This is a genomic window from Streptomyces sp. NPDC032822 (genome assembly GCF_055578825.1).
The window spans coordinates 245,849-264,531 of the sequence record NZ_JBVIOL010000002.1 but is presented as its reverse complement, the minus strand read 5'-3'; the positions used below and the strand labels follow the sequence as shown (position 1 = coordinate 264,531).

Genomic DNA, 18,683 nt, shown 5'->3' with positions numbered 1-18,683 from the left:
ACCGTCTCATGACGGACCGTCAGTCGACAGCCCCGAGGCGCGAGTTCCGTGCCGCCACCAGTTCCAGCACCGTGCGCCAGTCCTCCAGGACGCCCGCGTCGAACCCGGCGAACCGGCCCTCCTCGGCGGCCTGGCGAAGGCGCAGTACGTCGTCGGCGGCGGGGTGGTCCGGGGCGTGGCCGCGGACGAGGCCCCAGACGCGCTCGCCGAGCAGGGCGCGCACCGCGTCGGCGGCGCAGGGCGCCTGTGCGGCGGTGTCGCCCGGCCGCAGCAGCGGACCGATCGCGAGCACCAGCCCGGCGATCTGGAGCTCCTTGTCGGCGGGCCGGGTGCGGCGCAGCAGTGCGGCCGTCCGCAGTGCGTGCTGGTGCAGGTCGCCCCGTCCGCCCCCGCGTCCCGGCGCGCCGCCCGTGCCCCGGCAGGCGTGCAGCAGATCCATCAGCTCTTCGACACCGCGCAGCTCCATGCGCCAGTCCTTCCGCCGGACAAGCCGTTGCCGTCCGCCACCAGATCATGGCCGGTTGGCGAATCGGCCAACGGGATCTGAACTGCTTCGTCACTGCGTCGTCTGTTCGGCGGCCTAGGCCGAACGGGGGACCCGTATAAAGGGCGTGAAGTGACAAACGGGGGCAGACTCTGACGGGCCGAATGCGGAAAGACTCCGGATAGTTACCCCTTGTTTTCAGCCCTATCGAGCACCCTGCCGCTCATTTGGTTAATCTGTAGCCGACGGACAGCAGTAAGGGGTTCTACCCACACCCAAGGTCCGTCATGGGACACGCCCGTTCACCACGGCCCGATCTCGTACGACCCACCGGCGCCACCGCGTCCGAACTGCCTCTAGCCACACCTGAGCGGGCGCCGAGAACCAGGCTGATGACTTGGCGGTACGCCCCGAGGGTGACCCGACACATAAGGAGTGCGCGGTGACACCGGAGACGACTGATCGCGAGCAACGCCCCAAGGCACGACCGGAGGGCGCGAGCCGCAGGCCCGGCCAACTCGGCAGCCTCGACGTGTGGGCCCGGTCCGCCCCCATCCGCCTGGCCGGCTACGAGGACGACCTCGCCGAGCCCCACATCCTGCCGAGCGTGGACTGACCCCGCGGGACCGCACCCGTCGTGATCGCCGAAGGCATGGGCGTGCGAAACTCACGCCCATGCTGATCAGAGAAGCCGTGGCCGAGGACTGGCCGCGGATCTGGCCTTTCTGGCACCGGATCGTCGCCGCCGCCGACACCTACGCCTGGGACCCGGACACCTCCGAAGAGGCGGCCCGCGCCCTGTGGACGGCCCCGGCCAAACGCGTCTACGTCGTCGAGGACGACGCCGGCGCCCTCGTCGCCTCCGCCTACCTCACCCCCAACTACGGCGGCCCCGCCGCCCGTGTCGCCAACGCGGGCTTCATGGTCGACCCCGACCGGGGCGGCCGGGGCTACGGCCGGGCCCTCGCCGCACACGTCCTGGACGCGGCGAAGGCCGAGGGTTACCGGGGCATGGTGTTCAACGCCGTCGTCGAGACCAACCCTGCCGTGCAGCTGTGGACCTCCTTCGGCTTCACGATCCTCGGCACGGTCCCGGACGCCTACGACCATCCCCGGGACGGCCGGGTGGGCCTGCACATCATGTACAAGTCCCTCTAGTCCTGCGCCGGTTCACCCGGCCGACGGCTGATCGAGGCCGATCGGCGTCCGATCGCCGGCTGACCGACGGCTCATGGGGGTCCGATCGACGGCTAGTCGAGCGGCGCCGTCCGCTGCCAAGGGCGCCGCTCCTCCAACTGCTCCGCCACGGCGAGCAGATCGGCCTCCGACCCCGGCCGCCCCACCAGCTGCACGGCGCAGGGGGCGCCGGAGGGCAGGCTGCCGAACGGGACGGACATAGCCGGCCAGCCGGTGAGGTTCCACGGCGGGGTCAGCGGCGAGTAGTTGGTGTTGGCGAGGACGTTGCGCAGCCAGCCCCGCTCGTGCCAGGGCGCGGACTTGGGGGAGCGCCGCGCCAGTGCCGGGGTGAGCAGCACGTCGTGCTCCTCGAAGAACGGCTCCAGGCGCCGCCGCAACGCCTCTCGGCTCCCGCCGGACCGGACACTGCCGAGGAACCGGCGGCCCACGGCCGCGTGCACCCGGGTGCGCCGCGTCAGCAGCGCCCGGTCCAGGCCCCGCGCGTCCACCGACGTACCGGCCGTCCAGTGGGCGAGCGAGGTGAAGCTCAGCGACAGCGGGTACGGCGGATCGGCCCTGCGGACCCGGTGACCGGCCTTCATCAGCAGCTCCGCCGCCTCCCGGGCCGCCGTCGTGTACGGCTTGGTGAGGGCGATCCCGGCGAGCGGGCTGCGCAGTGAGACGGCGACCCGGTGTGTCGCGTCCGCGTCCCGTCGTACGAACGCGGCGTCCGCGAGGACCGACAGCATCAGGCGCGCGTCCTCGACGGTGGTCGTAAGGGGTCCGTTCTCGGACATGCCGAACCAGTCGCCGTCGCCGATGCCCGCGGGCACCACGCCCAGGCCCGGCTTGATGGTGAGCAGCCCACAGTTGGCCGCGGGGATCCGCAGCGAACCCATGCCGTCGTTGCCGAGCGCGATCGGCACCAGTCCGGCGGCGACCGCGGCGGCGCTGCCCCCGGAGGAGCCGCCCGCCGTGCGCGAGGTGTCCCACGGGTTGCGGGCGGTGCCGTGCACGCCCTCGGAGGTGCCGAAGACGCACAGTTCGGGCACATTGGTCAGCCCCACGACCACCGCGCCCGCCGCCCGCAGCCGGGCCACGGTGAGATGGTCGTCCTCGGAGGGCGTCTCGGGCGTCGCCGCCGAGCCGACGCGCATCGACTCACCGCGCACGGCGAGGTTGTCCTTGACGGCCACCGGCACGCCCGCCAGGGGCAGTTCACCCAGGTCACCGCGCGCGGCCACCTCGTCGGCCTCGGCGAGGGCCGCCTCGGCGCGGACCACCCTGAAGGCGCCGATGCCCGCGTCGAGCCGCTCGATCCGGGCGAGGTGCTCGGCCACCACCTCACGGGGCGTGGCTCGCTTCTCCCGTACGGCGGCGGCGATCTCGGTGGCGGTCCGGCCGACCCAGCTGGTCACGGGGGCTCCTCGTTACTACTCGCGAGTACGTCGGGACAACTCTGCCCGGCGGGGGGCGCCGCGTCGAGGGCGTGCGCGCTTGGACATTCGGACCGCTCTTCTTGGACTTTTCGCGGACCGACGCTCCGTCCCTCTCGACCGACCGGCAGGTCATCCGATCAATGACCCAACTTTGACGCCGTCTCGCCCCATTGACAGGTCGAGATGGCAAGCCAATCATCAGGCCTCCGATGACTGGGGAGTCGCTGATGAGTGGACGGCTGAAACTGGTCGGTGTCGTGGCGGCGCTGATGCTGCTGATGGTTCTCCCGGCGCCCGTCTCCGCGGTCGCCAAGGCGGAACCGGCCCGGCCGGTGACCGTGCCCGCCCTGTCCGACTGGACACCCGCCTCCGGCAGTTACCTCCTCCGGCGCGGCAGCCGACTGGTGGCCGACAGCCCGGCCGAACGCCGGGTCGCCCGCATCCTGGCCGACGACCTCAGGGCATCCGGCCACGGCACGGTCCCGGTCGCGCAGGACACCGCCCGCACCGGTGACATCGTTATCGACATACGGCCGTCCCGGCCGGTGCTCGGGGACGAGGGCTACGAACTGCGCGCGGGAGAGCGGCTGTCGATCACCGGCGCGACCGAGACCGGCGCCTTCTACGGCACCCGGACCCTCCTCCAACTCCTCGCGCAGGGCGACCGGATCCCCGCCGGACGGACCGTGGACGTACCGCGCTACGCGGAGCGGGGCGTCGGCGTCTGCGCCTGCTACGTCCACATCTCCACGGACTGGCTGGAGAACCTCGTCCGCGAGATGGCGTACCACAAGCTCAACCAACTGCTCCTCGAACTCAAGGTGAAGAGCGACACCCACCCCGAGGCCAACACCTGGGGCTACTACACCAAGGACGAGATCCGCCGCCTCGTCGCGCTCGGCGACCGCTACCACGTCGAGATCATCCCCGAGATCAACTCCCCTGGGCACATGGACCCGTGGATCGAGAACCGCCCCGATCTCCAGCTGACCGACTCCGAGGGCGCCAGGCAGCCCTCGCGCCTCGACATCACCCGGCCGGCCGCCTTCGACTACTACACGAGTCTGATCGACGAGTACGCCCAGGTCTTCACCGCCGACTCCTGGCACATGGGTGCCGACGAGTACATGCTCGGCTCCGACTTCGCCAAGTACCCGCAGATCCTGAAGTACGCCCGCGACACCTACGGTCCGGACGCCACACCCCAGGACGCGTTCATCGACTTCGTCAACCGTGTCGAGGCCCACACGGCGGCCAGGGGCAAGAAGCTGCGCATCTGGAACGACGGGCTCACCGGCGCCAACACCGTACCGGTGACGGCGGGCACGACCGTCGAGCACTGGCTGAACGTGACGACCAAGCCGAGCGAACTCATCGCCCAGGGCTACCCCTTGATGAACGCCGCCTACGCGCTCTACCTCGTCCGCGGCGGCTTCCACAGCGACACGAAGGGCCTGTACGACCAGAGGTGGGACCCGCGCGGCTTCGAGGGCGAGAAACTCACCTCCGGAAAGGGCGTCACCGGCGCGAAGATCAGTCTCTGGCCGGACAACGGGCGCGGCGAGACCGAGAACGAGGTCGCCACCGCACTCCGGCCCGCACTCCGGCACATCGCCCAGGCCACCTGGGGCGACCCGCACCCCGACGCCACCTACGACGCGTTCACCGCCCGGGGCACCGCCGTCGGCCACGCACCCGGATGGCGGGACCCGACCCGGCTGCCGGTGCCGGACGGGACGTACACCTTCACGACGGCCGGCCGGGCCTTCGACGCCGAGCTGCGGCGCACGGCCGACGGCTACGCGACCCTGACCACCGCGGACGGGTGCCTGGAGATCCGCGGCGGGAAGCTCACCCTCAACGTGCCGCTCCAGCCGGGCGTCGTGGCCACCGCGCAGACCTGCGACGCCACGAACACCCTGCAACGCTGGGAGCTGGAGCCCGCCGACGGCGGCTACCACCTGGTCAACGCGATCACACGGATGGCCCTGAGCGTGGCCGCCGACGGCTCGCTCGCGCAGTACCCGCCCGACCAACGCCCCGCCGCCCTCTGGCACGTGACCACCCCCTGACGCGAGGAGTCCCACCCCATGGCCGTCTCCAGACGCCTCTTCGTCACCGCCGCCGCCACCGTCCTCGCCGTCACCGGACCACCGGCCCTGCCGGCCTCCGCCGCGACACGGGGCGGCCCCCGCCCGCGTATCCCCGTCTCTCCCGACGACACCGAGGCCGACCTGGTCCGCAAGGCCTCCCACGTCCGGCCCACCGCACGGCAGATCGCCTGGCAGCGCCTGGAACGCACCGCGTTCCTGCACTTCGGCGTGAACACCTTCACCGGCCTCGAATGGGGCACCGGCGACGAGGACCCCGACGTCTTCCAGCCGGCCGGCCTCGACACCGACCAGTGGGCCAGAGCCCTCCGCGACGGCGGCTTCAAGCTCGCCATCCTCACCGTCAAGCACCACGACGGCTTCGTGCTCTACCCCTCCCGCTACACGAACCACACGGTGGCGTCGAGCAGTTGGCGAAACGGACAGGGCGACGTCCTGCGCTCCTTCGCCGACTCCATGCGCCGTCACGGCATCAAGGTCGGCGTCTACGTCTCACCCGCCGACGAGAACCAGTACCTGCACGGCGTGTACGCCAACGGCAGTGCCCGCACCGCACACACCATCCCCACCCCCGTGGACGGCGACGACCGCACCCCGCGGCGGACGTACGCCCTCCCCGCCACCGACTACGGCGCCCACATGCTCAACCAGCTCCACGAGGTCCTCACCGAGTACGGTCCGATCGACGAGGTGTGGTTCGACGGCGCCCAGGGCCGCATACCGCCGGACAAGGTCGAGAAGTACGACTGGGACAGCTGGTACACGCTGGTGCGTTCGCTCGCCCCGGACGCCTCGATCGCCGTGTCCGGACCCGATGTGCGCTGGGTCGGCAACGAGGGCGGACTCGCCCGCGAGGACGAGTGGAGCGTCGTCCCGGTCCAGGAGAAGGACTACGGGCGCACCGACTACGCCCTCGCCTACGACGACCCCGACATGGGCAGCCGTCGGGCGCTCGTGCGGGCCCTGCCGGTCGCCGACCACCTCCAGTGGTGGCCCGCCGAGTGCGATGTGTCCATCCGGGACGGCTGGTTCTACCACGCCGACCAAGAGCCCAAGAGCGTCGAGCAGTTGACCGACATCTACTTCCGGTCCGTGGGCCGCAACTCGGTGCTCCTGCTCAACGTCCCGCCGGACACGGACGGGTTGCTGCCCGCCGCGGACGTGGTGCGGCTGCGGGAGTTCCGTGAGCGCGTCGACCGGGAGCTGCCCGAGGACCTGGCGCGCGGCGCCCGGAGAACCGTCTCGCCCGGGCGGGTCACGCTCGATCTCGGGGCGGAACGCGAGGTCGACCGGATCCGGCTGGCGGAGGACATCCGGCACGGCCAGCAGATCGAGAGCTTCGTCGTCGAGGCGTATCGCGACGGCGCCTGGTCGGAGGTGACCCGGGCCGGCACCGTCGGCGCGAGCCGGATCCTGCTGCTGACGGCCGCGGTGCGGGCACGGCGGTGGCGGGCACGGGTGACGGGGGCCCGGAACACCGTACGGATCGCGGAGTTCGGGCTGTACCGCTCGCGGACCTGAACGGCCTCAGCGCAGGTGCCGTTCGAAGAACGCCATGGTGGTGTCCATCGAGCGCGCCCACTGCGGGTGGAAGGTGTGGCCCTCGCCGGTGTAGGTGCGCAGCCGGACGTCCTTGCCCGCCTTCTCGAACGCGGCCACGGTCTGACGGGTCCAGGCGAGGGGGCAGGTGTCGTCGGCGGTGCCGTGATGGATCAGCAGCGGCTCGGTCACCCGGTCGACGTGGCTGATCGGGGAGACGCCCCGCCAGAAGGCCGGGTCCTCCTCCGGCGTGCCGTGCTCGGCCTCGATCTCGGCGACGAGCGGGTCCCCGGCGGGGCGTTGGAAGTGGTCGATGTTCTCCTGCGGGCGGGAGCTGACCGGCGCGAAGGCTACGGCGGCGTCGAACAGACCCGGCGCCACCACCAGCGTGTTGTAGACGACACCGCCACCCATCGACCGGCCCAGCAGCCCGATCCGGTCCCCGTCGATCTCCGGCCGCCCGGACGACTTGAGGGCCATCGCCGCGCCGATGACGTCCTCGGTGTAACCGAGCCGCAGGCCGAGGTCGTTGTCGGGATCCTTGTCCGACCCCGCGTGGTTGCGGTAGTCGGTGTGCAGGACGACGTAGCCGTTGCGGGCGAGGAGGTCCTGCTCGCGGGCCAGGCCCCGGCCGGTGGTGTAGATGGCGGGGTCGATGTAGCCGTGGGCCAGCACGAGGGCCGGGAAAGGACCCTTGCCCGTCGGGATGTTCATGAGCCCGGAGATCGTCAGCCCGTTCGCCTCGTATGTCACCCGGTAGCCGGTGTACGCGGCGGTCCGGGCGAGGACGGCACCGAGCCGCAGGCCGGACCCGGTGTGCTTGCGCTGGATCAGGGCCTGGATCGACACGGGGTCGACGGGCGTGCGGGTCGGGGCGGGTGTCGCGGTGGGAGCCCGGCCGGTCGCCGCGGGAGCGCTGGTGCGCGCGGCGCCTTCGTCGTCGCCGGTGCAGCCCGTCGCGGCCACCAGCACCAGTGCGCCGGCCGCCCATGCCGTACCCCATGACCGCATACGGCCATTGTCTCCCGGGCAGGGCCGAGGAGCGCCTGGTTCGCCCGACCACCCTGTTCGACCGGCGCCCCGGGCCTCAGCGGTTCGCGGAAGCGACCCAGCCCTCGTTGTCCCGGTGGCGGTCGAGGCCCACGGCCGAGAACTCGTCCCCGGCCGGACCCGCCACCGCCCCCAGCCGTCGAAGCGCCTGCGAGATCGGGCTCCCGGCAGCGGGAAACGGCCGCCCCTCCGGGGCGTGCAGGGGTCCCAGAACCAGGGCCCCGCCGGCCCACACCGCAGCCCGCTGGTCGCCGTCGCCACCGAAGAACTCGGCTTCCACATAGGCGACGGGTCCGGCGGCGGACCACTGGGCGAGCAGCTGGTCGAACCCGCCCGGCAGCCGCCAGAACCCGAGCGGTCCGGCGGAACCGCCGTCCGTCACGGCGTCGAAGAGCTCACCGGTCATCGGCACCAGCGACAGCCCTTGACCGGCCGTCGCCACCCGAGCGGCGGCGAGATCTCCTACGGCGGTACGAAGCAACTCGTCCCGGGCGATCACCGCCTCCAGCGCATACCCCACCTCAGGGCCCCCTCCGTCGAGCGAAGACCTCATCCTGCCCGACCGCCCCAAGCCAGGCCGAGTGCGGCCGAGTCAGGCCCCCGTGCCGCACCCGTGCCGTCCCGTAGCCCTACGAGGAACCGGGCCGTCGACGGTCAGGGCAGGGGGAAGGGAGGCGCTCCGACCCAGCGGTGGTAGGCGTCCACGTCGACGTTGCTGCCGCACACGATGGTGACGACGTGGCGGCCGGCGAAGCGGTCGCGGTCTTCGAGGATCGCCGCGATACCGAGCGCGGCCGACGGTTCGACGACGAGGCCGGCGTGGTCGAGGAGCAACCGCATCGCGGCGACGATCGACGCCTCCCGGACCAGGACGGCGTCGTCGGCGACCAGGAGGAGGTCGTCCAGGACGGCCGGGACGGGGAACCGGCCGGCGACGCCGTCGGCGATGGTGTCGGTCGAGTCGGTGGTGACGACACGTCGCGCGCGCCACGAGAGGGTCAACGCCGGTGCGCCCAGCGGCTGGACGCAGACCACCTCGACTCCGGGTGCCAACGCCTTCAGCACATGCCCCACGCCGGTGGCCAGCGCGCCGCCGCCGAGCGCGATCAGGACGGTGTCGAACGACGGCGTGGCGCCCACCAGTTCCAGTCCGATGGTCGCCGCGCCCTCGCAGGTCTCGATGTCCAGGCTGTCCTCGACCAGCCGGATGCCGTCGTACCGTGCGATGGCCGCCGCCCGCTCCCGAGCGCTCTCGTGGTCGCCGTCCACCAGCTCCAGCGTGGCGCCCAACGCCCGGATGCGATCGAGCTTGGCCCGGGTCGCGAAGCGGGAGGCCACGACGGTGACATCGAGCCCCCGGCCGCGACCGGACCACGCGAGGGCCTGACCGAGGTTGCCCGCGCTCGCGCACACCGCGGCTCGTGCGCCCTGGTCGGCCAGCAGGCTCGCGACCACCTCGGTGCCGCGGCCCTTGAAGCTGCGGACCGGGTTCGCCGTTTCGAGTTTGATGCTCACCGCGCACCCGAGGCCGGGCTCCAGAGCCTCGCAGCGGTAGAGCGGGGTGTCGAGGAAGACCGGGTCGATCAACCGGCGAGCGGCCCGGATCCGGGCGGTCTCAAGACGCGTCTCCTGCACGACACCGCAGCGTAGCGCCACGACGCCGGTTCTCCGGGCGAGTTCCGGGACCGGCCGCGATCTCCGAACTTTCCGTAACCGTTTAAGTTCGCCCCGTTGACACTCAGGCGCCTCCCTCTTACCGTCACGCGAACATGTGGAACGTGTGACGAAGTCTCGAACATTTGAAGGCGATTGCTCTGTGCACCCTGGAATCAGCACGCCCGTGGCCGGAACGCCGTGGCGCAGCCTGGCGTACGTGCAGGAGTACACCGGCAGCGGGATCACAAGGGTCCGCGAGAGCCGGATGCCGGGCCGCGGCAGCCCGCTGACCGGCGCACCGCGAGACGTCCAGGCGTCCGGGCACCGGCTGAAGCAACGTGCCGGACCGACCTGACCTCAACGGTGTGAGCGAGGTCCGCCAGGTTGTTCGCTCGCCTTGAACCCCGTATGCCGGGCCCTCCGACGATCTCGGTGGCCCTGCGCGTGTCCACGGGGCGCCGAACCGATCCTCCTCGGCGCACCACTCTGTCCGAAGACCGGCCCGTCGAGGGGGCCCGCGGTACCCACACGTACGGCGCCGTCCGCCCGGCCCGATCCGCCGTCTCCCCCTCGACGTCCGATCCGCCGTCATCCTCTCAACGACGAGAAGATCAAGGAACGATCACCATGTTCGAACGAAGAGCCGTCCTTGCCTTACTCGCCGGAGTCAGCTCCCTCGCTCTCACCCTGTCCGCATGCGGACAGGGTGAGACCGAGTCCGGCTCGGAGGGCAGCGCCAAGGGCGGCACCGTCGGCATCGCCATGCCGACCCGGGCCTCCGACCGTTGGCTGACCGACGGCAAGAGCGTCGTCGACGACCTGAAGGGCATGGGGTACAAGACGAACCTGGTCTACGGCGACGACGACCCGAAGGTCCAGGTCTCGCAGATCGAGTACCTGATCAAGCAGGGCGTCGACGCGCTGATCATCGCGTCCATCGACGCCAAGTCGCTGAACGGCGTGCTCAAACAGGCCCACGACGCGGGCATTGTGGTGATCTCCTACGACCGGCTCATCCTCGGCACCAAGAACGTCGACTACTACGTGTCCTTCGACAACGAGATGGTCGGCCGGCAGCAGGCCCGCCACATCATCGAGAAGCTCGGCCTGGAGGAGGGCAAGGGTCCCTTCAACATCGAGCTGTTCGCCGGTTCCCCCGATGACAACAACACCAAGTACTTCTTCGACGGTTCGATGGCGCTCCTGGAACCGTTCCTGGAGAACAAGCAGCTCGTCGTCCCGTCCGGCGAGACCGACATGAAGAAGATCACCACGCTGCGCTGGGACGGCCCCACCGCGCAGAAGCGCATGAACGGTCTCCTGACCGAGTGGTACGGCAACAAGAAACTCGACGCGATCCTGTCGCCGTACGACGGCATCTCCCGGGGTGTCCTGTCGGCGGTGGAGTCGAAGGGCTACGGCTCCGACGGCAAGCCCCTCCCGATCATCACGGGTCAGGACGCCGAGCTGGCCTCGGTGAAGTCGATCATCGCGGGCCGGCAGTCGCAGACCGTCTACAAGGACATCCGCGAACTCGCCGAGGCCGCAGCCCAGATGGTCGACGACATCCTCAGGGAGAGGCTGCCGAGGATCGACAACAGAACGGACTACAACAACGGCGTCAAGGACGTGCCCGTCTACCTGCTGCAGCCGGAGAGCGTCGACAAGTCCAACTACGATCTCCTGGTCAGGGACGGCTACTTCACCGCCTCCGAACTCAAGTAGCGACACCGGCCCCGTCGGTGCGGCGGGCCCGGTCACCTCGCCCCGTCGGGTTGTCGCCCGACGGGGCGAAGTCGTGCCGAGGGCGCCAGTGAGGAGGGGGTTCCGAAGCGCACGGTGACGCCCGGGGAGTAGAGGACACTGACCGGGGGTCCGGTCATGGGCGGCAGGCCCGCGGCCGTGACGAGATCATCGTCCAGGTCGAGCAGCTCGGCCCGGTGCAGGGGCCAGGGCGCGTGCTCGTTCGGCAGGTGCGCGGTGCGGCCGTGCCACGAGACGTGCAGACCCCAGCGGGCGGTCAGGAACCGTTCCAGGGGCGTGGGTTCGGCGATCGGCGCGCCGGTGCGGACCACGGCGCGGCTGGCCGGCGCGCCCTTCCCGGAGAGACGGCGGCGGCAGCTGTAGGTGATGACATCCCGCTCTCGGCGCAGCCGCATCGCCGACCAGGTGTAGGGCAGACGGACCCCGAGCCGGCCGATCAGCACGGGGAGGAGCCGGGCCGCGTCGAGGGACCGGAACACGACGCCGCGCCGGCCGTGGTCGTCCACCGTGTACAGCCGTACGTTCGTCTCGCAGAACGTGCCGAGAAAGGGGAGCCCGGGGCCCGGCCCCAGACCCGCACCGCGCATCAGGAACGGGACCAGGCCGACGTACGTGACACCGTCCAGGGTGTCCGGGCGGGTGCCGGCCGGCAGCAGTCCCGCCACCCGGTCCGGGTCCACCGGCCAGTGCAGGAAGGTCAGTTCATGCCAGCCCTGCACCAGCGTGGGCCACCGCACGGGCCGTGGTGTGGACAGGGTGACCGGCTCGATCTCCATACCGCAGCGTCCCACAGGGGCGGTTCAGCGCACGCCGTCCCCCACCTGCGAGCGCAGCCACTGCTCGACCTCGCCCACGTGCGCGGCCGCCGCCGCCCGTGCCGCCTCCGGGTCGCGGGCGACCAACGCCCGGTGGATCGCGGCATGTTCGCGGCGGGTGCGGGCGAAGGCGCCCTCCTCCTGGTAGCCGCGCCAGACGCGGGCGCGGAAGGTGCGGGAGGAGAGGCCGTCCAGGATGGCGGCCATGGTCTCGTTGCCGGCGGCCGTGGCGATCTCACGGTGGAAGGCCAGGTCGTGGGCGAGGATCTCCTCCGGGTCCTCGGTGGCGTTCATCGCCGTGAGGTGCTTCTCCACCTCGGCGAGCCGGTCCGGTGTGATCCGGGCCGCCGCCAGCGCGGTCGCCGTCGACTCCAGGATGCGCCGTACCTCAAGCAGCTCCACCAGGCGCGGTCCGCGGGACAGGTCGGCGACCACGCCGAAGGTCTCCAGCAGGTCACCGGCCTCCAGCTGGGTCACGTAGATGCCCGAGCCGTGCCGGGCCTCCAGTACGCCCAGCACCGTCAGCGCCCGGATCGCCTCGCGCATCGAGCTGCGGGAGATACCGAGCTGGACGGCCAGATCACGCTCGGTGGGCAGCCGCTGGCCCGGCTCCAGGCCGCCACCGCCGATCATCGCCTTGATCTGCTCGATGGCGCGCTGCGTCACGGTGCCCTTCTGCGGGGCTGTCTCGTCCACGCCGTTCCTCCAGTCACCGGGTGCGCCGCAGTCTAACCACCCAGGTGGTCGGACCACTACGGCCAAAACTCCGCGAAAAGTGCCGACGGAGGGTGTTCTTCCCGTCGAGTGGTCTGATAAGTATGCGGTCATCTGCTCGCACACGCTCAACGAGGAGCCGCCAGATGCCCGGCAGGACAGTGGGGAAGCGGAACAGGTTTCGGACGACAGGCCTGGTGGTCGCGGCCACCGGCGTCTCGCTCGTGCTCGCCGCGTGCGGCAGCACCAAGGACACCGCCGGCTCGGCCGGCGACGGGGGAGGGGACGGGACCGGCAAGGTCGGGGTGATCCTGCCCCTGCTGACCTCGCCGTTCTGGCAGTCGTACAACGACTACGTGCCGAAGATGGCGAAGTCCGAAAGCGTCGACGCGATGAAGACGATCAACTCCAACAGTGATCCCTCCCAGCAGATCACCGACATCAACAACGTGCTCAACCAGGGCGTCAAGGGCCTGGTCGTCGCGCCCCTGGACAGTGCCGCCATCGAGGCCGGCCTCGACCAGGCCGAGCGCAAGGGCGTGCCGGTCGTCGCCGTCGACGTCGCCCCGGACAAGGGCAAGGTCGCCATGGTCGTCCGCGCCAACAACGTCGCGTACGGCGAGCAGGCCTGCCAGTACCTCGGCAAGGAGATCTCCTCCGGCAAGGTCGTACAGATCATGGGCGACCTCGCCTCGGTCAACGGCCGCGAGCGCTCCGAGGCGTTCCGCTCCTGTGTGAAGAAGGACTTCCCGAAGCTGAAGGTGCTGGAGATCCCCGCCAAGTGGGAGTCCGACACCGCCGCCTCGAAGCTCGACACACTCCTGAACGCCAACCCCGACATCAAGGGCATCTACATGCAGGCCGGCGGCGTCTACCTCGCGCCGACCCTCCAGACCCTGAAGTCGAAGGGGATGCTGAAGAAGGCCGGACAGTCGGGCCACATCGCCATCGTCTCCAACGACGGCATCCCGCAGGAGTTCGACGCCATCCGCAAGGGCGAGATCGACGCCACCGTCTCCCAGCCGGCGGACCTGTACGCCAAGTACGGCATGTACTACATCAAGGCGGCGATGCAGGGGAAGACGTTCAAGCCCGGCCCGACCGACCACGACTCGACGATCGTCAAGCTGCCCAGCGGCATCCTGGAGGACCAACTGGCCGCGCCCCTGGTCACCAAGGAGAACGTCGACGACCCCAAGCTGTGGGGCAACACGGTCGAATGAGCACCCAGGTAAAGGAAGCCCAGGTCACGCCACTCGTGGAGGCGTGGGGGATCGTCAAGCGCTACGGCCCCACCACCGCTCTCGCCGACGGCAGGCTCACCGTCCTGCCCGGCGAGTCCCACGCCCTGGTCGGCCGCAACGGCGCGGGCAAGTCCACCCTCGTCACCCTCCTCACCGGCCTCAAGGCCCCCGACGAGGGCACGGTCCGCTTCGACGGCGAACCGGCGCCCCCGCTCGCCGACCGGGACGCCTGGCGCCGCAAGGTCGCCTGCGTCTACCAGAAACCCACCGTCGTCCCGGAGTTGACGGTCGCCGAGAACCTCTTCATCAACCGGCAGCCCCTTAGGCGCCGTTTCATCAGCTGGCGCGGGCTCCGGGCCCAGGCCGCCGAACTCCTCGACGCCTGGGACGTGCACGTCGACCCCGAGGCCCGCACCGCCGACCTCAAGGTCGAGGACCGTCAAATGGTGGAGATCGCCCGGGCGTTGAGCTTCGGCGCCCGCTTCATCGTCCTCGACGAGCCGACCGCGCAGCTCGACAACCGGGAGATCGAGCGGCTCTTCAGCCGGATGCGCGCCCTGCAGAAGTCCGGGGTCACCTTCCTGTTCATCTCGCACCACCTCCAGGAGGTGTACGAGGTGTGCCAGACGGTGACCGTACTGCGCGACGCCCGCTGGATCACCACGGCCCCGGTCGCCGACCTGCCGAAGGCCGCGCTGGTGGAGGCCATGGCGGGCGAGTCCATCGAGACGCTCGCCGAACAGGCCGTACAGGAGAGGCAGGTCGCCGACGGCGCCCCCGTCCTCCTGGACGTCCACGGCCTCACCTCGGAGGCGTACCAGGACATCGGCCTGACCGTCCGCCGCGGCGAGGTCGTCGGACTCGCCGGGTCCAGCGCCAGCGGCAAGATCGAACTCGCCGAGTCGCTCACCGGACTGCACAGGCCGAGCGGCGGCACCGCCCGACTGGACGGCCGGCAGCTCCCGTTCGGCGATGTGCAGGCCGCGCTGAAGGCCGGCGTGGGTTGCGTGCCCCGGGACCGGCACGCCCAGGGGCTCGTCCTCGGCATGACCATCGGCGACAACGCCACCATGAGCGTCCTCGACCGGCTGGGCCGCCTCGGCTTCGTCGGCACCGAACGCAAACGTGGCGTCGCCACCGACCTGATCGAACGCCTCGACATCCACACCGAAGGGCCCGACCAGCCCGTCTCCGACCTGTCCGGCGGCAACGCCCAGAAGGTCGTCATGGCCCGCGCCCTCGCCTCCGACCCACGCCTGCTGGTCCTCATCAACCCCACCGCGGGCGTCGACGTGAAGTCCAAGGAGTCCCTCCTGGCCCGCGTCGACACCGCCAGCGACGACGGCACCGCCGTCCTCGTCGTCTCCGACGAACTCGACGACCTCAGGCGCTGCGACCGCGTCCTCGTCCTCTTCCACGGCCGCGTCGTGGCCGAGCACCCGGCGGGCTGGCGCGACCACGAGCTGATCGCCTCCATCGAAGGAGTGGACCATGGCTGACACCAAAGCGGCCCCGCCGCTCGCCCCGCTCCGGACCCCCGCCGCCCGCTCGGCGCGGACCGTACTGCTGCGCCGGGCCCGCGAACTGGCCCTCGTACCCGCCCTGTTGCTGCTGATGGTGCTCGGCACGGTGGTCAATGACTCGTTCCTCACCGAACGCAACCTGATCTCGATCCTCGGCGCCTCGGCCGCCCTCGCCATGGTGGTGCTCGCCGAGTCACTGGTCCTGATCACGGGCAAGTTCGACCTGTCCCTGGAGTCCGTCGTCGGCATCGCGCCCGCCGTGGGCGCCCTCCTCGTCCTGCCGGTCGCCCAGGCCGGCTGGGGGACCGGCTTCCCGACCGCGCTCGCCATGCTCGCGATCCTCGTCGTCGGCGGGGCGATCGGCGCCTTCAACGGCATCCTCGTCGTCAAGTTCAAACTGAACGCGTTCATCGTGACGCTCGCGATGCTGATCGTCCTGCGCGGACTGCTGGTCGGCGCCACCAAGGGCAAGACACTGTTCGGCATGCCCGACAGCTTCTACTCCCTGGCCACCACCACCTTCCTCACCATCCCCCTGTCGGTGTGGGTCGCCGCGATCTCCTTCGCCCTCGCCGGGTTCGTCCTCAAGTACCACCGCGTCGGCCGGGCCCTGTACGCCATCGGCGGCAACCCGGACGCGGCTCGCGCCGCCGGCATCCGCGTCGAGCGCGTCATGCTCGGCGTGTTCGTGGTGGCCGGTGTCCTCGCCTCCGTCGGCGGCATCATGCAGACCGGCTACGTCGGAGCGATCAGCGCCAACCAGGGCCAGAACATGATCTTCACCGTGTTCGCGGCCGCGGTGATCGGCGGCATCAGCCTGGACGGCGGCAAGGGCACCATGTTCGGCGCCCTGACCGGCGTACTCCTGCTCGGTGTCGTGCAGAACCTGCTCACCCTCGCCCAGGTGCCGTCCTTCTGGATCCAGGCCATCTACGGCGGCATCATCCTGGTCGCCCTCATCATCGCCCGCGTGACGACGGGGCGCGCCCAGGACTGATCCCGCCCTGTCCCCGTCACCGACCGAAAGGCCCTCTGTGTCCGAGACGCCCGTCCCCCCTCGCCGCATCTCCGCGGTCGACACCTACGACATCCGTTTCCCCACCTCGCGTGAGCTCGACGGCTCCGACGCGATGAACCCGGACCCCGACTACTCGGCCGCGTACGTCGTGCTGCGTACCGGTGGCGACGGCGGACCGGAGGGACACGGCTTCACCTTCACCATCGGGCGGGGCAACGAGGTCCAGGTCGCCGCGATCCACGCACTGCGCCACCATGTGGTCGGACGTTCCGTCGACGAGGTGTGCGCCGACCCCGGCTCGCTCTTCCGGGACCTGATCGGGGACAGCCAGCTGCGCTGGCTCGGCCCCGAGAAGGGCGTGATGCACATGGCGATCGGCGCGGTCACCAACGCCGTGTGGGACCTGGCGGCCAAGCACGCCGGCAAACCGCTCTGGCGACTGCTCGCCGAGGCGGACCCCGAGTGGCTGGTCGGCCAGATCGACTTCCGCTACCTCACCGACGCGCTCACCCCCGAAGAGGCCCTGGAACTCCTGCGCAAGGGCCGCGAGGGCGCCGCCGAACGCACCACGGAGCTCCTCGCCCGAGGCTTCCCCGCCTACACCACCTCCCCGGGCTGGCTCGGCTACGACGACGAGAAGCTCACCCGGCTCGCCGCCGAGGCGGTCGCCGACGGCTTCCGGCAGATCAAGCTGAAGGTCGGCGCCGACCTCGACGACGACGTACGGCGCTGCCGCGTCGCCCGCCGGGTCGTCGGCCCCGACATCCGCATGGCCATCGACGCCAACCAGCGCTGGGGCGTCGACGAGGCGATCCGCTGGACCAAGGCGCTGGCCGAGTTCGACCCGTACTGGATCGAGGAGCCCACCAGCCCCGACGACATCCTGGGCCACGCGGCGATCCGCAAGGCCGTGGCCCCGGTCAAGGTCGCCACCGGCGAGCACGTCCAGAACCGGGTGGTCTTCAAGCAGCTCCTCCAGGCCGGCGCCGTCGACATCGTCCAGATCGACGCGGCCCGGGTCGCCGGCGTCAACGAGAACCTCGCCATCCTGCTCCTCGCGGCCAAGTTCGGCGTACCCGTCTGCCCGCACGCGGGCGGGGTCGGCCTGTGCGAACTCGTCCAGCACCTGTCGATGTTCGACTACGTCGCGCTCTCCGGCACCACCGAGGACCGCGTCATCGAGTACGTCGACCATCTGCACGACCACTTCCTCGACCCGGTGGTGATGCGCGAGGGCCACTACACCGCGCCCACCGCACCGGGTTTCTCGGCCGCCATGCGACCGGAGTCCCTCGCGCGGTACACCTACCCCGACGGCGCCTTCTGGGCCGCCGACCTCAAGAACCCCGACCAGGCGGCGGACCAGGCGTCAGCCAAGAAGGGACACGCGGCATGAGCGACTTCGAGGGGCTCAAGGCCCTGGTGACCGGCGGTGCCTCGGGCCTGGGCCGGGCCACCTCGGACCTCCTCGCCGCGCGCGGCGCCCAGGTCGCCGTACTCGACCTGGACACCTCGTCGGTCGAGAAGCCACTGCTCGCCCACCGGGCCGACGTCACCGACGACGCGTCCGTACGGGCCGCGGTGGCCGCCGCCGTCGCCGACCTCGGCGGACTGGACGTGCTGGTCAACAACGCGGGCATCGGCGCCCAGGGCACCGTCGAGGACAACGCCGACGACGAGTGGCACCGCGTCCTGGACGTCAACGTCGTCGGCATGGTCCGGGTCGCCCGCGCCGCGCTGCCCCACCTACGGCGGTCCGCGCACGCCGCGATCGTCAACACCTGCTCCATCGCCGCCACCGCGGGCCTGCCGCAGCGGGCGCTCTACAGCGCGACCAAGGGCGCGGTGTACTCCCTCACCCTCGCCATGGCCGCCGACCACGTCCGCGAGGGCATCCGTGTGAACTGCGTCAACCCCGGCACGGCGGACACCCCGTGGATCGGCCGCCTCCTCTCCAAAGCCGCGGACCCGGCCGCCGAACGCGCCGCCCTGGAGGCCCGCCAGCCCACCGGCCGCCTCGTCTCCGCGGAGGAAGTGGCGGGTGCCATCGCCTACTTGGCGAGCCCGCTGTCCGGCGCCACCACCGGCACCTCGCTCGCCGTCGACGGCGGCATGCAGGGCCTGCGACTGCGCCCGGCGGGCCGGTGAGC

18 protein-coding genes are annotated in these 18,683 nt (G+C 70.9%); 11 read left to right on the top strand and 7 right to left on the bottom strand.

Annotation, left to right across the window (positions count from 1 at the left end):
• Positions 1–19: 19 nt before the first annotated feature.
• Positions 20–466, bottom strand: a complete 447-nt coding sequence (locus ACZ5VD_RS06925; protein WP_468548444.1) for a hypothetical protein — start codon at positions 464–466, stop codon at positions 20–22.
• 460 nt (positions 467–926) lie between these two features.
• On the opposite strand from ACZ5VD_RS06925, the gene ACZ5VD_RS06920 reads away from it, so the two are divergent.
• Entirely contained in the window at positions 927–1,100 is a 174-nt protein-coding gene (locus ACZ5VD_RS06920; RefSeq protein WP_468548445.1) for a hypothetical protein, read from the top strand.
• A gap of 59 nt (positions 1,101–1,159) precedes the next feature.
• The gene (locus ACZ5VD_RS06915; RefSeq protein ID WP_468548446.1) at positions 1,160–1,642 is read left to right on the top strand and encodes a GNAT family N-acetyltransferase; all 483 of its coding nucleotides are present in this window, start codon (positions 1,160–1,162) and stop codon (positions 1,640–1,642) included.
• Between the two features lie 92 nt (positions 1,643–1,734).
• On the opposite strand, the gene ACZ5VD_RS06910 is transcribed toward ACZ5VD_RS06915, so the two are convergent.
• Entirely contained in the window at positions 1,735–3,078 is a 1,344-nt protein-coding gene (locus ACZ5VD_RS06910) for an amidase (protein ID WP_468681216.1), read from the bottom strand.
• A 248-nt stretch (positions 3,079–3,326) separates the two neighbouring features.
• On the opposite strand from ACZ5VD_RS06910, the gene ACZ5VD_RS06905 reads away from it, so the two are divergent.
• Positions 3,327–5,171, top strand: coding sequence for a family 20 glycosylhydrolase (locus ACZ5VD_RS06905; RefSeq protein WP_468681214.1), 1,845 nt, complete (start codon positions 3,327–3,329; stop codon positions 5,169–5,171).
• A gap of 18 nt (positions 5,172–5,189) precedes the next feature.
• Entirely contained in the window at positions 5,190–6,731 is a 1,542-nt protein-coding gene (locus tag ACZ5VD_RS06900; protein ID WP_468548449.1) for an alpha-L-fucosidase, read from the top strand.
• A gap of 6 nt (positions 6,732–6,737) precedes the next feature.
• On the opposite strand, the gene ACZ5VD_RS06895 is transcribed toward ACZ5VD_RS06900, so the two are convergent.
• The 3 genes from ACZ5VD_RS06895 to ACZ5VD_RS06885 all read right to left on the bottom strand — a co-directional run bounded on the left by ACZ5VD_RS06895 (position 6,738) and on the right by ACZ5VD_RS06885 (position 9,434).
• Positions 6,738–7,760 (bottom strand): alpha/beta hydrolase family protein, encoded by a 1,023-nt coding sequence (locus ACZ5VD_RS06895; RefSeq protein WP_468548450.1) that lies wholly within the window; start codon positions 7,758–7,760, stop codon positions 6,738–6,740.
• Between the two features lie 76 nt (positions 7,761–7,836).
• Positions 7,837–8,319, bottom strand: coding sequence for a hypothetical protein (locus ACZ5VD_RS06890; RefSeq protein WP_468681212.1), 483 nt, complete (start codon positions 8,317–8,319; stop codon positions 7,837–7,839).
• A gap of 134 nt (positions 8,320–8,453) precedes the next feature.
• On the bottom strand, positions 8,454–9,434 hold the full coding sequence (locus ACZ5VD_RS06885; protein WP_468681210.1) for a threonine ammonia-lyase: 981 nt from the start codon (positions 9,432–9,434) through the stop codon (positions 8,454–8,456).
• Positions 9,435–9,639: 205 nt separating this feature from the next.
• Here ACZ5VD_RS06885 and ACZ5VD_RS06880 point away from each other — a divergent pair, with 205 nt between their 5' ends.
• Together ACZ5VD_RS06880 and chvE are read left to right on the top strand one after the other, a co-directional pair.
• Positions 9,640–9,810, top strand: coding sequence for a hypothetical protein (locus tag ACZ5VD_RS06880; RefSeq protein WP_468548453.1), 171 nt, complete (start codon positions 9,640–9,642; stop codon positions 9,808–9,810).
• 272 nt (positions 9,811–10,082) lie between these two features.
• Complete coding sequence (chvE, locus tag ACZ5VD_RS06875) at positions 10,083–11,180, top strand: multiple monosaccharide ABC transporter substrate-binding protein (protein WP_468548454.1); 1,098 nt, start codon at positions 10,083–10,085, stop codon at positions 11,178–11,180.
• A gap of 32 nt (positions 11,181–11,212) precedes the next feature.
• On the opposite strand, the gene ACZ5VD_RS06870 is transcribed toward chvE, so the two are convergent.
• Positions 11,213–11,995, bottom strand: a complete 783-nt coding sequence (locus ACZ5VD_RS06870) for a YqjF family protein (protein WP_468548455.1) — start codon at positions 11,993–11,995, stop codon at positions 11,213–11,215.
• A 24-nt stretch (positions 11,996–12,019) separates the two neighbouring features.
• Positions 12,020–12,730: a FadR/GntR family transcriptional regulator gene (locus tag ACZ5VD_RS06865; protein WP_468548456.1), complete on the bottom strand. Its 711-nt coding sequence runs from the start codon at positions 12,728–12,730 to the stop codon at positions 12,020–12,022.
• A gap of 164 nt (positions 12,731–12,894) precedes the next feature.
• On the opposite strand from ACZ5VD_RS06865, the gene ACZ5VD_RS06860 reads away from it, so the two are divergent.
• From ACZ5VD_RS06860 to ACZ5VD_RS06840, 5 genes are read left to right on the top strand one after another with little or no spacing between them, the layout of a single operon-like run.
• Entirely contained in the window at positions 12,895–13,971 is a 1,077-nt protein-coding gene (locus ACZ5VD_RS06860) for a sugar ABC transporter substrate-binding protein (RefSeq protein WP_468681208.1), read from the top strand.
• On the top strand, positions 13,968–15,491 hold the full coding sequence (locus tag ACZ5VD_RS06855; protein WP_468681206.1) for a sugar ABC transporter ATP-binding protein: 1,524 nt from the start codon (positions 13,968–13,970) through the stop codon (positions 15,489–15,491). The genes ACZ5VD_RS06860 and ACZ5VD_RS06855 overlap by 4 nt, the downstream gene beginning before the upstream one ends.
• Positions 15,484–16,512 (top strand): ABC transporter permease, encoded by a 1,029-nt coding sequence (locus tag ACZ5VD_RS06850; RefSeq protein ID WP_468548459.1) that lies wholly within the window; start codon positions 15,484–15,486, stop codon positions 16,510–16,512. Before ACZ5VD_RS06855 ends, ACZ5VD_RS06850 begins: the two co-directional genes overlap by 8 nt.
• 37 nt (positions 16,513–16,549) lie before the next feature.
• On the top strand, positions 16,550–17,929 hold the full coding sequence (locus tag ACZ5VD_RS06845; RefSeq protein WP_468548460.1) for an enolase C-terminal domain-like protein: 1,380 nt from the start codon (positions 16,550–16,552) through the stop codon (positions 17,927–17,929).
• Positions 17,926–18,681, top strand: coding sequence for an SDR family NAD(P)-dependent oxidoreductase (locus ACZ5VD_RS06840; protein ID WP_468681204.1), 756 nt, complete (start codon positions 17,926–17,928; stop codon positions 18,679–18,681). Before ACZ5VD_RS06845 ends, ACZ5VD_RS06840 begins: the two co-directional genes overlap by 4 nt.
• Positions 18,682–18,683 lie beyond the last annotated feature (2 nt).